The following is a 15,851-nucleotide window of genomic DNA, read 5'->3' as shown; positions in this document are numbered from 1 at the left end:
CGTTCCTCCTGGGATGGCATGGTGTCACTGAACCGAAGCGCAAGGGTTTCTTGCGTGCATCCGCTTGTGGATGCCCCTCAATTTATTGAGGGGAGGACGTCACAAGGATAGCTTATCCTGGAATAACCCCACAATTCAGGGAGTATCCCTTGTGGGGTTTTATTTTTTGAGTTCAAAAGTTTTTTCGAATTAACAAAGTGAGGCATAAGAAATGCAAGCATCTCTTGGTGTATCAGAATAGAGAAAGGAGGGGAGCGATAACGTGAACACGGGGATATGAAATCCCGTGGTGCTCTGTAAAATGAAAGGCAAGAAAAGGAAAAACAAGAAAGGAAATAAGGTCAAAAGTTATAACGTCAAGAATATAAACGAAATAAGTGATAGAAACAAGGATATTGGCGAAGACACTCATGCAGATGAGCTTAAAGCGGACCAAATTTTAATAAAAGTGGATATAAAGACAGGGAAGGTTATTGTCGATAACCTTGAAAAGTTTTGGCATAATTTTGGGGTGATTAGTATCCCGAACTTATCTTCTAAAGTTATTGAACTCTCTGCCTATACAATTGGTAATTCCAAGAAAGCAGGAGGGGATGAGTGAAAATGTTAGTCTCGGTAGATGTCGGCAATGGCTATACAAAGGCCGTTTCCGAGGACGGCCAAATGACTATTTTCCCGTCAATAATATCATATATTGGTAATAAAACTATCGACTTTGGTTGGGATGATAATTTCATACTGGGAATCGAAATTATGGGTAGGCGTGAACTGGTGGCAGTAGGAGAGGCTGCCCGGAAAGAATCCAGGGCGGTTTTGATGTCCTTTACTCCCGATAGATACGTCGATGAAATAGGACAGATACTGCTGTTCTCGGGAGCTTATCTCGTAGGTGCTCAAGGGGATATAACCTTAGGTATAGGAGTGCCCTTATCCTTTTATTCCTCGCTTAAAGAGGACATTAAGTCAAAACTGACCGGCATTTCTGCCAACATCCAAATCGAAGGTAAACCCAAAAGGACTATCAGGTTCAGTGAAATATATGTTTTCCCGCAGGGATTCGGAGCTATATTCTCCATGAGCGGTAAACTCCCTGAAACCGGACTTTTGGGCATCATCGACATAGGTTACTTTACTACCGACTACACCCTGTTCGAATGCAGGAGGGATGGTATTAATCCGCTAAGGACATATTCCGGTTCGATTCAGATAGGTATCTCAACTGCCGTAAAGATAGTAGCTGACGAATTCACTCAGAAGACAGGAAGGCCGCTCACGATGTCCGAAGCGCAAAATATCTGGGAAGAGGAAAGGATAACCTTCAAAGGGCAATTGCTGGACTTCAGAAATGCGAAAAGAGATGCATTAAACAAGGTCGGGAAAATAATAAAAGACGCCGTGCTTTCGATATGGTCGGATAAGGTAGATTTTGCCGGGAAGATATTCTTAATCGGCGGCGGGGCAATGGAACTGAGCGAGTTCTTACTCGAAATGATACCTCAGGCGGAAGTGCCTCCTTTGCCGCAGTTCGCTAACGCACTGGGATATATGGCCTTCCTGAAAAGGCAGAAGAATAATGTCCGACAGGCTCAAATGGGCTCTAACGAAGGGTCACGGACCCTACACCTCAATGCGTAGGGCTTGGGTTGGCGGGCCTGAGGGAAACCCGTACACTAGGCTCAGGGCAACAAGACAAGCCGTAGCGGCCCTCAGTTAGCCCTACGCCTGGCGGGCTACTAAGGGAGGCCGGATGTTCCCCTAGTCCGGTTTCTTCCGGCAGAACTGCTCAATGCCGCGCACGGCCAGAACCGTGCTAAGCCCGCCTGGCATTGCCGAAGGGGAATTTCACCCGGGCATTGACCCGGTGGAGAGAGAGTGGCTCTCCCGCACGAGCGGAAAAGGGGTAGTTGGAATGTGTGTTTCTGTCGTCGACGCGAGGGGAAGGTGCCTCATACTCTGCCACCCGGCGAAGGCGAGGCTGCTCCTAAAGCGCGGGAAGGCGCAGCCGAAGTGAAACAAGCTGGGGATTTTTGTAAAACCTGGCAACCAGATCCTTATGAACCCGCAGCGGGAAGACCCGCCTCCTTTAGGGGGCGGGATGAAAGCGGCGGTCTGGCAAGTATCTCCAAGAACCGCTTAAGCGGCACCTAGAGATGTAAACGGTGCACTGAACATCTACGAGAAGGCATATCAGGTATCTCCCGTGAAGGGGAGTAGTGGCTGTGTGGCGCGGCCCGCGGTCGTGTCATGCTACTTGGTATGGCACGGCGTCGCCGAACCGAAGCGCAGGAGTAAAACCTTGCGCGCATCCGCTTGAGGATGCCCCTCAATTTATTGAGGGGAGGACGTCACCCCGCGTCGGACAAAACGGTAGGCGTCCTAACAGGACGTGGGGGCGGGAGCAATTCCCAGCCCGAAGTTCTACACAATCCGGCAGAAGCTTGAAGCTTTCCTGATGTTAAGCGGTCCGTGCCGGTTGTGCCCTTCCGGTGCAGTACTCCCGTCCGGGTGGAACTCCCGGGGCGAGACTCCTTGTCGCCCTGCACCTCGAAGTGCAAATCAAATATCCGGAAAGAGGCGGAAGCCCTGTCTGGGGTCGGCTTGACTAAAGATAAAAAAGTCAAGTTTTTCGAACCAGGTCACGTTCACCCATATATCCACAAACCTATACAAAATGATGAGGGTTCAAGGCAGAAAAGTCATACAAGTATGTCTGACATGACGGAGATCTTTAAAAATAAAAGAAAACTAGAATGTTATAATGAATAATGTCCGACATGCCCGGAGGAATAAATCCGAAGTATATACAGTAATAAAGGGGAAATGTCGGACAAAACTAAAATAGAAAGCCGGAAGAATGAGATAAAATAAGCAGTGAAAGCAGTCCGACAAAAATGTCGGACATTTTCTTTTTATCAAGAGGGGCGAGCGGGCAAAACCTAAATTAAGCACTGTCGGACAAAGGGGATGACGGTATGAAGGATAAAAGGCTAAGTGTAAGGCTACCCTCTGATCACCCAATATGGCAAGAAAAACCGGGCAAAAGAAGCGGAATTGTAAAAGAAGCCCTCAGGCTCTATTATGACTTCAGCAATTACTTGAAAGAAATCAAATTGGCATCTTCACCAACTCCTGAAGCAGCAAACGACCGGGAGCAGCCCGCCCAAAAAGAAGAACCTGTTGACAACAGGCTCTTTAGCGAAGACTTTATAGAAAAAATGTTTAACCTGTAGGTTCAGCTTAATATAAATTCAATTCAAAGGCAAAAGAAAACTGGAAGGGATGAATAAAATGGGAGAATTACGAAAAGAACTGGAAATGTCAGTGTATAAAATAGAGGATTCTATCTGCAGTCTGATCCTCTGTTTGACGGACTTGGAGAAATACAGACGGGAATTAATATCCCGTCTGGATTACCGTGAAAAAAACGGCATCACTTCCCTGGAAAGAGCCTACTTTAATTTAGGGCCGCCCAAATTGCTCTATATTCTTGTCCCTACTATCCCTCCGTCGCTAAACCATACCCTTAGATTAAAAATGCCCAAGCATCGATACGCATACAGCGCTGTCTTCGCCTGGTGGGATACCAAGATTAAAAACGCCCTCGAAAACCTCGAAAACCCTCGGTTTGAACAATTTAAAGGCTTTGTACCGCCTTTCTCAAAAGCAATTGTGTTCGTAAAAGTGACCTTCCCCCCTCAGAGAACCGGTGATTTGGATAACTACGCCGTTAAGGCCATTGTGGATTCCTTAAAAAAGAACAGCATCATCAAAGACGACAATGCGCAAATATTTCATACCTTCCTCGCCCAAAGCGAGGTCGGAGATTCCGAAGAATCCAAAATGGAAATCTTTGTCGTCGAAGACGAGAGAGTAAGCGACTTTATTGCAAAGATATACAAAGAATGGTTGGAGTTAATTCCTGAGTATGTAATAAAGCCCACAAAGGCCCAAAATACAGGAGAGAACAATGATGGTGCAGTGGAATTTTTTAAAGGTGTATAAAATAACATCTAAATGTATAAATATGCACTTATTTGTGCCCGATAAACGGATGTTATCTTCATCTTTAAAGGCGTAATGAGAACAATTATCAAAAGGTCGTCCAAATACGGAAGATATCAGGGGGAAACAACTTCAAAGCGAAAAATTTTATGATTAATACGCCTTTCTACACTCTCCGCCCCATCCCCTTAGGCCTTGATTTAACTGGACTTTAAGCCACCTTACCAGGGGCGGTTTTTAGGTCGAGGGCATGAAACCCGCAAGATGTCAACCAAAGAAAAACCTTAAGGGAATCCTCTGAAAAACAACGGAGAAATTTTATAAATTTGCAGCAACGACAGGGGTGGCGAGAGGGAAATGGGAGAGATGGCAATGGAGAAAGAAGAGATATTAAAGGGATTAGAGAGATACAAAGCGATGACGATAGAACAAGTAATAGACGTGATACTGGGGGGAGAAGCGAGGCGGGGATATTATTTGGTAGACAGGTTGAGGAAGGAGAAGATGGTGAGGGTGGAGAGGGTGCCATGGGATGCAAAGAAGAAGTATGCGGTGTTGACGAGGCGAGGAGCGGAAGAGGTAAAAGGGAGGTCGAATATAAAGACGCACGAGTATTATGTGAAAAGAGAGGAACTGGAAGAAATATTGAAAGCGAATGAGATATTCAGGATAACCAAGAAGGTGGGGGTAGACGAGATAATAGGCAGGCGGGAGGCATTGGAAGAGCTGAAGATACCTGCTAATAAGAGTTCTGTGAAGTGGATGGTAGACGTATGTGGGAGAAGATATGCGATATACATAAGGGATAAATGGGGGAAAGAGATGGCTGAAAAGGGGATGTTAAACAGTATGGGGAAAGACATGGGGCATATTGTGGTATACGAGAAGCGGGAATATTACAATGCAGACAGGCGAGACTGGTTAACGAACATGCCGGCAGCGAAACTTTATCTGGTGATGATTGAAGAGATGGGGGAAATGCTAAGGATGTTAAAGGAACAAGAGGTAGTGTGGAGAGAGAATGTGGGGAAGCTGAAGGTGCATGTAGGGAGCGGGGAGTTGGTAAAGTTGAAGGATGCGCCGGTGAGGTATGCGTGGGAGAAGAACGGGAAGCGGATGTTATTGAGCGACGTAACGGACGGTAACGTGCATGAGCCTGCGATGCTAATGAAGCGGACGAAGGAGGAATTGAAGGAGAGGTGGGGAGCGGAGGGTGTAGTGTTTTTTGTGAGGGGCGTTAAGGAAGCAAGGGTATGGGGGAGGCTTTTGGGGTATAAGGAATTCCATTATTTTTTGGCTAAGGACGAAGGGGACTTATACAGGGCGTTGGGTGGCAAGGTGGTTTTAATGCGGAAGGGAGGTGATAGCGATCAAGTGGTGACGGGCTAGGGGATAGTAGCCCGCAAAAATATACCGCCTGCCTTTTTAGATATAGAACGGACGGACATATCTGTTCTGTTGGGGGAGGGTGTTGGTGTCATCCTCCCCTCTTTTTTTATGTATATTTGGGAAGCATGCAAAACATGAATTCCTCCCCCCGCCGCGAGTGGAGGGAGGCTTATATGGTTTAGAATAGCTGCTGCTGGCGATGCGGTAGCTTAGGAAGGAGGGGATTCTTTGCAGGTATTGAACGGCTGTCGGGTGGAGAAGGTGATATACAGCAATCCCGATACGCAGTATACCGTAGCACGTGTGAAGCACGGGCAGGACGACGTGGTTGTGGTGCTCTTTGAGCGATGTTATGAAGGTGAGAAGCTGGACGTAGTAGGTAGCTGGGTAGAACATCCGAAATACGGGAAGCAGTTTAAGGCGAGCCATGTGGAGCGCTCGCGGGAATTGACGGAAGCGGATGTGATGAAGCTATTGCAGGGGATAAAGGGAATAGGCCCGGCCAGGGCGGAGGCGATAGTATCGAGATATGGCGTAAGGGCATTGGAGGTAGCGCAGCAAGATCCTGAGCAGTTTAGGGGGCTTGTACCGGAGAGCGTGATAGAGAACATCAGGGAAGAGTTCAGGGCAGACAGTGTATTGAACGCACTGAAGTCAAAGTTGGTGCCGCTTGGCATCACCCCCAACATGGTGAGGAAGATATACCGCAGGTATGGAGAGCGGGCGTTTGAGGTATTGGAGAAGAATCCGTACAAATTAGCCGAGGATGTGAAGGGTATAGGGTATAAGAAAGCGGACGAGATAGCGTTGAAGCTGGGGATGGATCCGAAGTCGGAGGAACGAGTGACGGCGTGCGTCAGGTATGTATTGAGCAAGGCTGCGGCGCAGGGGCATGTGTATTTGCCGAAGAAGGAGCTGGTGGCGAAGGTATTGGAGGAGACGAAGCAGGCGATAGCGACGCCGAGGATACTGGAATGTATGAGGAACAATCGGGAAACGGAAGAAGAAGCGGACAGGGTGTATTTGAAATACCTATACCACTATGAAACGGCGGTAGCGAGGAAGCTGGCGAAGCTAAACGAAGCCGGGATAGCGGCGGAAATCAAGGCTCATGCAGGAGCAGTGATGGACGGGATGGAGAGGGAGCAGGGGATGAAGTATACGTCGAAGCAGCGGATGGCAGTGGAGCGGGCGTTTCAGTATGGAGCGAGTATAATCACCGGAGGTCCCGGCACGGGCAAGACGACGGTGATAAAGGCGATAATTGAGGTAGCGAAGGCGAACAGGCTAGTTGTGGAGCTAGCGGCACCGACGGGACGGGCGGCGAAGCGAATGGAGGAAGTGACGGGACATCCTGCGAAGACGATACACCGGCTGTTGGAGTATCAGCCCGACGGCACGGAAGATGAACTGGAAGGCGAATTAAGGATGGACCTTAGGTTTGGCAGGGACGAGACTAACCCGATAGACGCCGACCTGATCATTGTGGACGAAGCCAGCATGATAGACACTGTGCTGATGTATCATTTAGTGATGGCGGTGAAGGAAGGGAGCGGGATAGTATTTGTAGGTGACGGCGACCAGTTACCGTCGATAGGTCCGGGGGACGTATTAACGGACATGATGGAGTATTTGCCGACGACGAAGCTGGACGTGATATTTCGGCAGGCAGAGTTATCGGGTATAGTATTGAATGCTGGCCGTATTAACCGGGGCCAGTATCCGTATTTTAACGGGAAGGATTTTTGCTTTTACGAATACGAATCGCCGGAGCAGATAGTGAACCTTTACGAAGCGGAAGTGAAGACTGGAGCTGAGGTACAGGTATTAACGCCCGTCAAGCGGACCGAAGCGGGGACGGCAAATTTGAACAGGCTGATTCAGGAAAGGGTGAACCCGGCAGACCCGGGGAAGCCGCAGGTAGTATTCAGGGACAAGGTATTCAGGGTAGGGGACAGGGTAATGCAGCAAACGAACGACTACGGGAAGGAATGCTTCAACGGAGATGTTGGGATAGTGAAGGATATATACAAGGATACACAGGATGGCTGTATAAGGATGGTGGTAGAGTATCCTCATAAAGAGGTTACGTATATTGATGATGAAGTGGGGATGCTGGAGCTGGCGTATGCAATAACGGTGCATAAGAGCCAGGGGAGCCAGTATGACACGGTGATAGTGCCGCTGATAACAAGCCACTACATCATGTTGAAGCGGAACCTTTTATACACGGCGATAACCAGGGCAGTAAACAAAGTCATAATAGTTGGGCAGAAGAAGGCGATCTGGATAGCGGTGAACACGATAGATGCTGAGAAAAGATATACGACGTTGGCCGAGCGATTAAAAGGGTTAATGTCGGGGCAGTTACAATTAACTGTAGTGAGATAGAAGGAAAAGGGGGATAGCAATAGTTAGAGATGATAATACAACACGGTATAGTACTAGTAAGGAAAGGAGAGTAGGATATGAAAAGGTACTGCTATTATTGCGACAAAGATGTCGAATATACTGTTAAGGAAGAGTTAATTCATGATAACATAGAAGGGGTAGAGTATAGTTTTGTCGCGAAGTTGGCTTATTGCAACGGATGCGGGAAGGAAATATACATAGCAGAACTGGATGATGAGAATATAAGAAATGCTAATGCCGAATATAAAAAGAAAGCTGGATTAACTTCGTAGGGACGAGATCTCTTGTAATACTGGTTGGGAAAAGAGATGAAGCAAAGGACTCACATAGTGGTAGGGATAGCGGCGGGTCTGGCCTATGCGGAGACATGTGGAGCGGATGTTGTATCGGCGGTAATAGGCGGTGCGGTAAGCGGTATAGCGGCGATTATGCCGGACTTTGATACTGTAGGGATGACGGGAAAGCTGTTAAAGCCCCTGATAGGCCACAGGGGCGCGAGCCATTCATTGGTGGCGGTTATGCTAATCAGTCTTATATGCCGGGCGGTGTTGCCGGGCCTGGCGGTATATGCAGCGTTAGGTTATGCAACGCACGTTCTGTTAGACATGTTTAATATAACTGGGGTAGGGCTGTTATGGCCCTTTTATCGTGGTAGAGTAAAGGTGCCACTAGTGAGGATGGGCGGCATTCTAGAAAACCTGGTAATATTTCCCAGCGCGGTTATTTTGCTTGTTTCTTTGACGGGCAAGATGATAGGCATGTAACCGGGGCATGGAGGGATCAGGGGAGCTCGTCCTCTTCCTCCTTCTCTCCATTCTTCATGCTCTGGTATTATTGCTATTGCGGTTATGGCGAGAAAGGGGTGATAATGTGGCGGTATGGCGCATAAGAGGCGGGTTAAACGGGCGTCTCAGCCTTTTGGAGCAGGTAAGGAAAACAAGAGGCTATGATGATATAAGCTATAAGGAAGCCGAACTGCCGAACTTAAAGGAGGCTGTAGCGGCGATAAAGGAAAGCATAGAAGCGAAGGAACGGATAGCCGTCTTTGGCGACTATGACTGTGACGGCATCTGCGGTGCGCTGATAATGAAGGAAGCGCTGAAGAAGGCTGGGGCTGATGTAACGGTCGTCCTTCCCACACGCAGGGAGGGATACGGGATAAAGGCTAGGCATGTGAAGGAACTGAAGGAACGGGGGATAAGGACGATAATCACGGTAGACAATGGGGTAGCGGCGTATGAAGCTGCGGAGGCGGCGAAGGAACTGGGGATAAGGATGGTGGTGACGGACCACCACGAGCCGAAAAACACCCTTCCGCAGTGCATAGTTGTGGACCCGAAACTGCATTCGGACGACGTATTTCGTGACTATGCCGGTGCAGTGGTAGCGTATAAGGTAGGGGAAGCATTATTGGATTCGATGGGACTAAGCATGGACGGGCGCCTGAAGGTTTATGCCTCTCTTGCCACGGTAGTTGACATGATGCCGGTAGTGGGCCCGAACCACCGGCTTGCGAGGGAAGGGTTGCTGATAATGAGGGAATCGCCGCCCGTAGGGATAAAGGCATTGATGGACGCAGCGGGGACGAAAATATTGAACGGCTATTCATTTGGCTGGCAGTTAGGGCCGAGGATAAACGCTGCCGGGCGGATGTCCGACCCGAGGATAGCGTATAAATTGCTTGCAACGGATGACTATTATGAGGCGGCAAAGCTGGCGGGAGTGCTGGAGCGGATGAACAGGGAGCGGCAGGAGATAATAGAGAAAGCGGTAGAAGAGTGCATGTCAAAGTATGACGGTTCGATGTTTCCGTTTTTTGTGGTAGGCTATCCGCAGGGTGTAGCGGGAGTTGTGGCCGGTCAGGTAGCGGGGATTATAAAGCGGCCGGTATTAGTAGGGAGCGAGCAGGGCGGAGTGGTGAAGGCATCGGGACGGAGTGTTGGTGAATTTTCGATACTTGACGCTTTGCACGAAGCGAAGGCGAGGTGCGGATTGCCTGAAGTATACGGCGGCCACCGGAAAGCGTGCGGTCTTGAGGTGAGCATAAAGGATGTCGGCAGGCTTCAGGCGGTATTGGAGGAAATAGCAAGAGAGAGGCTCACATTGGAGGACATGACGGAATGGCTGGACATAGAAGGGGTTATAACTTCGGCAGTAACGCCCGACGAGGTGGAAGAGCTGGACGAACTTGAGCCGAGCGGCGAATCGAATCCCGAGCCGGTGTTTTTGTATAAGGGTGTAGTGGAGCAGGTAAGGATTGGTGAAGGCTGGAAGCTGGTAAGGACGGGCGGTTTAAAGTTTTTTACGGATGACGGGATAGGAATTGACGAAGGAAAGACGATATATGCCGCGGTAACGCCTCAGGTGAACGAATACAACGGCGGCAGGGAAGTGATGCTGAGGGTACATGAAGTGAGGGAGCGTGTATACACGAGGGAATATTTGTTGAACGTTTATGCGAAATGGAAAAATGGTACTCATGTAAACGACGGCAATATACGGGATATATTTGCGGAATTAGGGTTGAGCAGGGCGGCAAATACTAATGGCCGCAGAAACCTACTGGAATCGGAGACGTTCAGGAAATACGGGGCGGTTTTATTGTAGTTAAGGGGATGGTATTGTAGATGCCATCCCTTTTGTATTTTATGCCTGGGGACAAGGGATTTGGGGGTTACGGGAGGTAGGATTTAGATGCAAGGGGAACAATTAAACATTTTGGACAGACTGCCTGAAGGGGATTTGGAGGCAAACGACAAACTGCCGGAGGGGGATATAGTAACGTTTTCGCTGATGCCGAAGGGGGATAAGATGGAAGTGCGGGTAGCGTGCAGGTTTCATGTTGACTTTGCGGCATACGAATCGGTGCGGGACGAAATCATGTTTAAGATACTGGAAATAAAGAAGGTTATAAGGGAAGCAGAGGCGAGATTGGATGTATAAAATCAAACAAAAAAAAAAGGGGAATAAAATGGAATTCACGATATTTCTTTATTTTTTGTTTGCCTTTATAAGTATAAGCAGTGTTTTGATTCAACGTGGCGTGCCGCTTCTTGCGGCTGTAGGGATTTCGGTAGTAGGAGCAGTGTTGTTCCTGTTTTTTACCCTTGCGGTCTTTTTGATCCTTGCCGGATTGTTAGAGATATCAAGCCTTATAGAGCGACTGATTAAGAGAATTTATGTCAAAATTGAGCGTTTTGAAGTGGCTCTGAATCCGCCCAAAGTGCCATCGGCGATAGCGGTCTTGAAGGTCAAATTCAACAACGGGGTTGAAATTAATCCGAGAGTTTATTTTCACAAAAAGCAAAGGAGATATCGGTGTCGTTTACCTGTAGTTGAGCAGAGGGATGAGAGGAAGGTAGAGGCTTTCGAGATATATCGTGGCGATATTCTTCGCAGGGTAATAAAATTGATGTCGCAGCAGGGAAATAACGAAACTTAAGGGGAGATGGCGGTGCAGGCGGAGCAAGACAAAGAAACGCTTATTATCAAAAGTGATTCCAATTATGCTAATGTTGTATTTTACACATTTGCCTTGGTGTTTGCATGTTATATCGGGATGGCAATTATGATATACCATAAGCAACTTGCAATCTGGCAATCTATATCTTGCCTAATCGTTTTTGCTATCAGTCTACGGAGTATGGTAGATGTTCCGCTGTTCTGGAAACTTGAAATATCTCAAAATCCCAACAGATGCGTGGTAACACGGAGGAAGCTACTTTCCTGGGAGACAACGACCATAGACGGGTTTATTGATTTCGGATACGTTAAAGGCTGGTTTGGATACATACGTATGACGGATACGGACTGGCTGGTTTTCATCAAACATGAAAATGGAAACCATAAACTGGTTTATGCGGTAGAATTACAGAGCTGGTCGACGAAGAAGATTGTCGAAGAGATAGCAGATTATCTGGGATGGGGCGGAGAATACAGGGAATATGAAGTCTATCCTCTCAAATACGGAGTATTGTCCCCAAACTATACACATCTCAAAAATATCGTCCTGGCTTGCTGCATCATCCCAGTTATAGAGCCGCATCCTGTGCTTGTAATGCTCGGAATTCTAGGAATAGCTTGGCTTTTTATACATGAAACTGCAATCTGAAAATACTACTGATTTAAAACTCATAAACGAGAAGATTAAAAGGCCGTTCTTGAGGCACCCAACATCAAGGATGGCCTTTTTAGTTTTATTAAGAGCGTCAAATATAAGAAGGAGGACTGAGGGGAATGAAAATCAGCATTCAAAATCATCTTGGTTACGATAACGGCGAGCACTGGTTGCTTGTCAACTCCCCCATATTCAAACGCAGGTATACGATAGATTGCGACATAGTGATGGGCTGTATGATAGGGTGCAAATTTTGTTACTACCGCTGGGTAGGGGGAACGGATGACTTGATAGGCACCGGACGGACGAAAGCGCTGTGCTTGCCGAATGGATTAGCGGAAATTTTGGAAGCGAGCAAGCTGGTGAGGAAGGACAAGGACGGTATAATGCTCTGCGCTCGCAGCGATGGGAGCGTACAGGTGAGAAAAATCGAAGCGTTTCTAAAGGCATACAGATATAAAAATCCCATATTCATCCTGCACAGGGGATATTTTGGTCCGAGGCAACTGGACGCTTTTAGTTGGGACGAGCGTGTAGTGTTTAGTACGACCTTAACGCCGAGAGGCAGGGAACTTGATTGGACGCCCATTGATGAGAGAAAGCAGTTAAAAGGGATTGAATATTTGTTGAAGAAAGGCATTTTACCCCGCAGGATAAGCGTGGAAGTGGGGCCGATAAACGAACACAATGTGGACCGGGCGGTGGATATACTGAAGGAACTCGAGAAGCTTGGATTAGAATTTGCGACGTATCGGGGCGTATCCGTTGGGACGTTCGGGTTGCCTTCGCCGGAAGATGGGCTGAAAGGCATTGGTTTTTTGACGACGCAGAAGCGCAAAGCACCTGGAGGACATGCGTACTACAAGATAAAGAACGTCCTGGCCGAGCGGTTGGAGGAGAAGATAAGAACGTCCGTCCAACGGCTCAGGCTACACCGGTTCACGGGGACGTTGTATAGAGATGAATTTGGTATGGACGTGGCATACAACAGGAACAATCGCTGGAGGAAGGAACTAGGTATGTTTAAAAAAGCAGACGTTGATGCTCTGGCAGGGTATATTGAATCGCTGGGATTGCCGGTGAAAGGTATTGACGAGACGCCGGAAGGTTATTTTGTCCGGCTTAAAGACGAGTATTGCGCGACGGAAGACATAGCGATGACCGTTGGCGCGGAATTCAACACTTGCGTTTTGTTTGACGGATACCGTCCCGCGCCGACGATGGAAGACCTTAAGCTTTATTTTGAGAGAGGGTTAATAACTTTTTCGAAACTATAGTCTTTTGAGGGGGAGACGATCGAAGCATGCCAGTTAAACGAGCGGCTGTATTTATATATCGCGGCGGTTTGGTCTATTGGTTTGACATAGAAGCCGACAGGAAGTTTGTGTACTGCCCCGACGAAGGACGGATATATCCCGAATTTTGCGCATCCGACTGGGACGAAGTGATGCTGGTGGACCGCAACGTAACGACCGGCAGGACGCTCGAACGCGCGAGGCTCAAGCTGAACATACCTGAAGAAAAATGCATAAAAGCGGGTTCTGTTGTTGGTGATTACGGCAGGAAAGTTGTGGACATAGAACTGGACAGGGACGGGCTAAGCGGCTACATTTTGTCCTTTTCGGGACCTGCAGGTGCGGCCAAAAGTTTTCTTGCAAAAGGGATAGCGCACTATCGAGGCATACCGTATTACAGGGTTGGGAGATATGCTAGAATTTTTGGGGCTGGCAGATACGGCGAAAGACTTGCGGAGATCGAATCGGAAGACCCATTTATCTTGGTTAAACTGATGGCCGATGACATGCAACGCTGCAGCAGCAATGACCCTTTGGTGATAGTGGACGGTTTAAAGAACATGAAGTCGGCGATGTTTTTGTCGTATGTACTAAAACGCCCGTTAATCGGTTTTTATGTTGACGCTGATTTTAAGGAACGCATGATTAAATGGCGGCAGGACGAAGACGATGCGTATGCCGTAGAACGGACGAAGCTGTTTAAGGAAGGGTTGGAAGAATTGAGGCGCAGCTTTACGGAGATAACGACATCCGACTTTACAACGCTGAAGCCGCTTGCGGAAGTTCTTAAACGATTCGGTTATGCCTGCCCGCTTCGGATATGGGGATGGGACGTGTTTGGGACGAAGCGAATCTGGTTGGACGTGTATAAGAGGTATGTGCTGGAAGGACGGATGTCCAACGCGGAATTGGATGCGAAGTGCAGAACCATAAACTACCATCATCGATATGTAGAGAAATACGGGTTAAGGGGCGAAGCGGCGAAGATGGTGCAGGAAGTAGCAACGGCGTTTAGGTTTATCGACGACATACTGGACGAGCACGACACCAGGTGGGGGAAACCAGCGCGATGGGTTGAGACGTCGCCGGTAGAAGCGCTGGCGGAGGCGGTGATACTCACAACGAAGGCTTTAAAGCGGGCGGAGAGACTTGGCTGCAGGAAAGAATTTCTGGAAATGTTCGAAGCCGTGTTGGATGCTGTCTATTACGAAATTGATGTGGAAGAAGGGCGGGCGGAATTTATTAGTGAAGAAGACTGGAAGCGCGCTGCAGGTCGGGAAGCACATTTCAGGACTTTTATAGGGTATCTGAAAGGAGAAGATCCGGTTAAGTATTATCAGGAAGGTTTGATGGCTCAGATGAAAGATGACGTTATGGGTGCGGAGAAAGGCGGGCGGGAGAACACGGACGAGCGTTTGAAGCGCCCCTTATGGCAGAAAATACGCAGGAGAGCAGCGATATGAGCTGGATGGATAGTACAGAGGCGTGAAAGGTTGGAAAGGGGCATTCAGGATTAAAGCAAGGTTGGCCGACTGGAGAGTGTAGCTGTATTTCCTGGCGGCTTTTGTTTTATGGGCAACTAAAATCAAAAGGGGGATAAGAAAGGACATGCCGCAGAGGAAAGGTAAATCTAGTAGCAGCGACAATCAGTCTGAGAAACGAAAACTAATGGAACCTGCGTATATAGAAGGCGGCAAGTATGCTTGCCCCAAGTGTCTGTCCCGGGAGTATCTGAAGATCGTAGACTACGATTGTGCAGAAGAAGGCAAATTTTTGTTTATTGTTAAGTGCAGCAAATGTCGGACGGAGTTCAGGGTTAAAAAATACGTCTAATTTCGTTGGTACCAGCAGCAAATTCGAAGCGGGGTATCTTCCAGATAAAAGGGGTTGGTTTCATGGTTAAGTTTTTAACGGTTCTATCGTTTTTTGCTTTGCTGAGTGTTTTATATTTCTTTTACTTCGGCGGGAAAAACTTTGAGGTGATAAGAAAAGGTGGAAAGGCAAAGAAGTGGTCGGAAACTGCGCAGCGACGGTTTACTATTGCGGTCAGGTTGTTTTTCAAGGCACTCGGCGTGGCGCTGCTGGTCTTTGTGGTCATTCCTATGGTCCGCGACATACCAGATTTACAGAAGGGGCGCTTTGAAGTCATAGAGGGCGTTCCCGATTACATTACCAAACCTGTGGGGGGATTCTGGTTTTACAGACAGACTGTGACAATTGACGGGAAGCGTGCCGTGTTCTATTTCCACAGTTACAGAACCGCCGCGAGAAAGCCCTACCCTTTCAAGGGTAGGGATGAAAGCGGCGGTCAATTGTGCTAAAATAGAAGTATGAAGCGAACAAACGTTGTCAGGGTCTTGCCCGATAAACAGCAAAAGCAAATACTTGAGATAATCGGGGATTGCTGCGCTGCCCTCTGGAACGCCGTCCAGTACAGGTGCAGGCAGGCGTTCTTCAAGGGTGAACCCGTGCCTTCCTACGAAACCCTGTGCGCCGAGTTCAAGGAACACCAGGCATATCGTGCCCTGCCCGCACATGTGGGCAGGAGGTCATCAAAAAGGCAAGGAAGGCGTGGGACTCCTTCTTTGCCTGCCTGCGGCTGTACCGGAAAGGCAAACTGGAGGAGCCGCCACGCA

At 48.3% G+C, this 15,851-nt stretch carries 16 protein-coding genes and 1 pseudogene; all 17 read left to right on the top strand.

Going from position 1 to position 15,851, the window contains the following annotated elements:
• Positions 1-301: 301 nt before the first annotated feature.
• Positions 302-601: a hypothetical protein gene (locus AN618_RS10760; RefSeq protein WP_066354922.1), complete on the top strand. Its 300-nt coding sequence runs from the start codon at positions 302-304 to the stop codon at positions 599-601.
• A 2-nt stretch (positions 602-603) separates the two neighbouring features.
• A complete protein-coding gene (locus AN618_RS10755; protein ID WP_245628502.1) occupies positions 604-1,635 on the top strand; it encodes a ParM/StbA family protein in 1,032 nt (343 codons plus the stop codon).
• 1,337 nt (positions 1,636-2,972) lie between these two features.
• Entirely contained in the window at positions 2,973-3,230 is a 258-nt protein-coding gene (locus AN618_RS10740) for a hypothetical protein (RefSeq protein ID WP_066354896.1), read from the top strand.
• Positions 3,231-3,288: 58 nt separating this feature from the next.
• The gene (locus AN618_RS10735) at positions 3,289-4,002 is read left to right on the top strand and encodes a RusA family crossover junction endodeoxyribonuclease (protein WP_066354895.1); all 714 of its coding nucleotides are present in this window, start codon (positions 3,289-3,291) and stop codon (positions 4,000-4,002) included.
• Between the two features lie 357 nt (positions 4,003-4,359).
• Positions 4,360-5,391 (top strand): hypothetical protein, encoded by a 1,032-nt coding sequence (locus AN618_RS10730; RefSeq protein ID WP_066354893.1) that lies wholly within the window; start codon positions 4,360-4,362, stop codon positions 5,389-5,391.
• 228 nt (positions 5,392-5,619) lie between these two features.
• A complete protein-coding gene (gene recD2, locus AN618_RS10725; protein ID WP_066354891.1) occupies positions 5,620-7,782 on the top strand; it encodes an SF1B family DNA helicase RecD2 in 2,163 nt (720 codons plus the stop codon).
• Between the two features lie 77 nt (positions 7,783-7,859).
• Positions 7,860-8,075: a hypothetical protein gene (locus tag AN618_RS10720; RefSeq protein ID WP_066354889.1), complete on the top strand. Its 216-nt coding sequence runs from the start codon at positions 7,860-7,862 to the stop codon at positions 8,073-8,075.
• Between the two features lie 24 nt (positions 8,076-8,099).
• Complete coding sequence (locus AN618_RS10715) at positions 8,100-8,567, top strand: metal-dependent hydrolase (RefSeq protein WP_187694925.1); 468 nt, start codon at positions 8,100-8,102, stop codon at positions 8,565-8,567.
• Between the two features lie 106 nt (positions 8,568-8,673).
• Positions 8,674-10,410: a single-stranded-DNA-specific exonuclease RecJ gene (locus AN618_RS10710; protein WP_066354885.1), complete on the top strand. Its 1,737-nt coding sequence runs from the start codon at positions 8,674-8,676 to the stop codon at positions 10,408-10,410.
• A gap of 87 nt (positions 10,411-10,497) precedes the next feature.
• The gene (locus tag AN618_RS10705) at positions 10,498-10,746 is read left to right on the top strand and encodes a hypothetical protein (RefSeq protein ID WP_066354873.1); all 249 of its coding nucleotides are present in this window, start codon (positions 10,498-10,500) and stop codon (positions 10,744-10,746) included.
• 28 nt (positions 10,747-10,774) lie between these two features.
• Positions 10,775-11,245, top strand: a complete 471-nt coding sequence (locus AN618_RS10700) for a hypothetical protein (RefSeq protein ID WP_157081721.1) — start codon at positions 10,775-10,777, stop codon at positions 11,243-11,245.
• A 201-nt stretch (positions 11,246-11,446) separates the two neighbouring features.
• Positions 11,447-11,914, top strand: coding sequence for a hypothetical protein (locus AN618_RS10695; RefSeq protein WP_157081720.1), 468 nt, complete (start codon positions 11,447-11,449; stop codon positions 11,912-11,914).
• A gap of 125 nt (positions 11,915-12,039) precedes the next feature.
• Positions 12,040-13,197, top strand: a complete 1,158-nt coding sequence (locus AN618_RS10690) for a radical SAM family protein (protein ID WP_066354869.1) — start codon at positions 12,040-12,042, stop codon at positions 13,195-13,197.
• A gap of 26 nt (positions 13,198-13,223) precedes the next feature.
• Positions 13,224-14,678, top strand: coding sequence for a hypothetical protein (locus tag AN618_RS10685; RefSeq protein ID WP_066354868.1), 1,455 nt, complete (start codon positions 13,224-13,226; stop codon positions 14,676-14,678).
• 145 nt (positions 14,679-14,823) lie between these two features.
• Complete coding sequence (locus AN618_RS10680) at positions 14,824-15,048, top strand: hypothetical protein (protein ID WP_066354866.1); 225 nt, start codon at positions 14,824-14,826, stop codon at positions 15,046-15,048.
• A gap of 62 nt (positions 15,049-15,110) precedes the next feature.
• Positions 15,111-15,536: a hypothetical protein gene (locus AN618_RS10675; RefSeq protein ID WP_066354865.1), complete on the top strand. Its 426-nt coding sequence runs from the start codon at positions 15,111-15,113 to the stop codon at positions 15,534-15,536.
• A 9-nt stretch (positions 15,537-15,545) separates the two neighbouring features.
• Positions 15,546-15,851: pseudogene (locus AN618_RS10670) on the top strand (hypothetical protein); the annotation flags it as partial.

Source organism: Fervidicola ferrireducens (genome assembly GCF_001562425.1).
In the GTDB taxonomy this organism is placed as follows: Bacteria; Bacillota; Thermosediminibacteria; order Thermosediminibacterales; family Thermosediminibacteraceae; genus Fervidicola; species Fervidicola ferrireducens.
Note: the sequence above shows the minus strand (reverse complement) of the source record. Positions and strands in the feature narration are given on the sequence as shown.

Excerpts from the sequence above, each read along its gene's own strand:
- AN618_RS10720 (WP_066354889.1), top strand. The coding sequence starts at position 7,860 with ATGAAAAGGTACTGCTATTATTGCGACAAAGATGTCGAATATACTGTT.
- AN618_RS10685 (WP_066354868.1), top strand. The coding sequence starts at position 13,224 with ATGCCAGTTAAACGAGCGGCTGTATTTATATATCGCGGCGGTTTGGTC.
- AN618_RS10730 (WP_066354893.1), top strand. The coding sequence starts at position 4,360 with ATGGGAGAGATGGCAATGGAGAAAGAAGAGATATTAAAGGGATTAGAG.
- AN618_RS10760 (WP_066354922.1), top strand. The coding sequence starts at position 302 with ATGAAAGGCAAGAAAAGGAAAAACAAGAAAGGAAATAAGGTCAAAAGT.
- AN618_RS10700 (WP_157081721.1), top strand. The coding sequence starts at position 10,775 with ATGGAATTCACGATATTTCTTTATTTTTTGTTTGCCTTTATAAGTATA.
- AN618_RS10675 (WP_066354865.1), top strand. The coding sequence starts at position 15,111 with ATGGTTAAGTTTTTAACGGTTCTATCGTTTTTTGCTTTGCTGAGTGTT.
- AN618_RS10690 (WP_066354869.1), top strand. The coding sequence starts at position 12,040 with ATGAAAATCAGCATTCAAAATCATCTTGGTTACGATAACGGCGAGCAC.
- AN618_RS10680 (WP_066354866.1), top strand. The coding sequence starts at position 14,824 with ATGCCGCAGAGGAAAGGTAAATCTAGTAGCAGCGACAATCAGTCTGAG.
- AN618_RS10695 (WP_157081720.1), top strand. The coding sequence starts at position 11,447 with ATGGTAGATGTTCCGCTGTTCTGGAAACTTGAAATATCTCAAAATCCC.
- AN618_RS10735 (WP_066354895.1), top strand. The coding sequence starts at position 3,289 with ATGGGAGAATTACGAAAAGAACTGGAAATGTCAGTGTATAAAATAGAG.
- AN618_RS10755 (WP_245628502.1), top strand. The coding sequence starts at position 604 with ATGTTAGTCTCGGTAGATGTCGGCAATGGCTATACAAAGGCCGTTTCC.
- AN618_RS10740 (WP_066354896.1), top strand. The coding sequence starts at position 2,973 with ATGAAGGATAAAAGGCTAAGTGTAAGGCTACCCTCTGATCACCCAATA.
- AN618_RS10705 (WP_066354873.1), top strand. The coding sequence starts at position 10,498 with ATGCAAGGGGAACAATTAAACATTTTGGACAGACTGCCTGAAGGGGAT.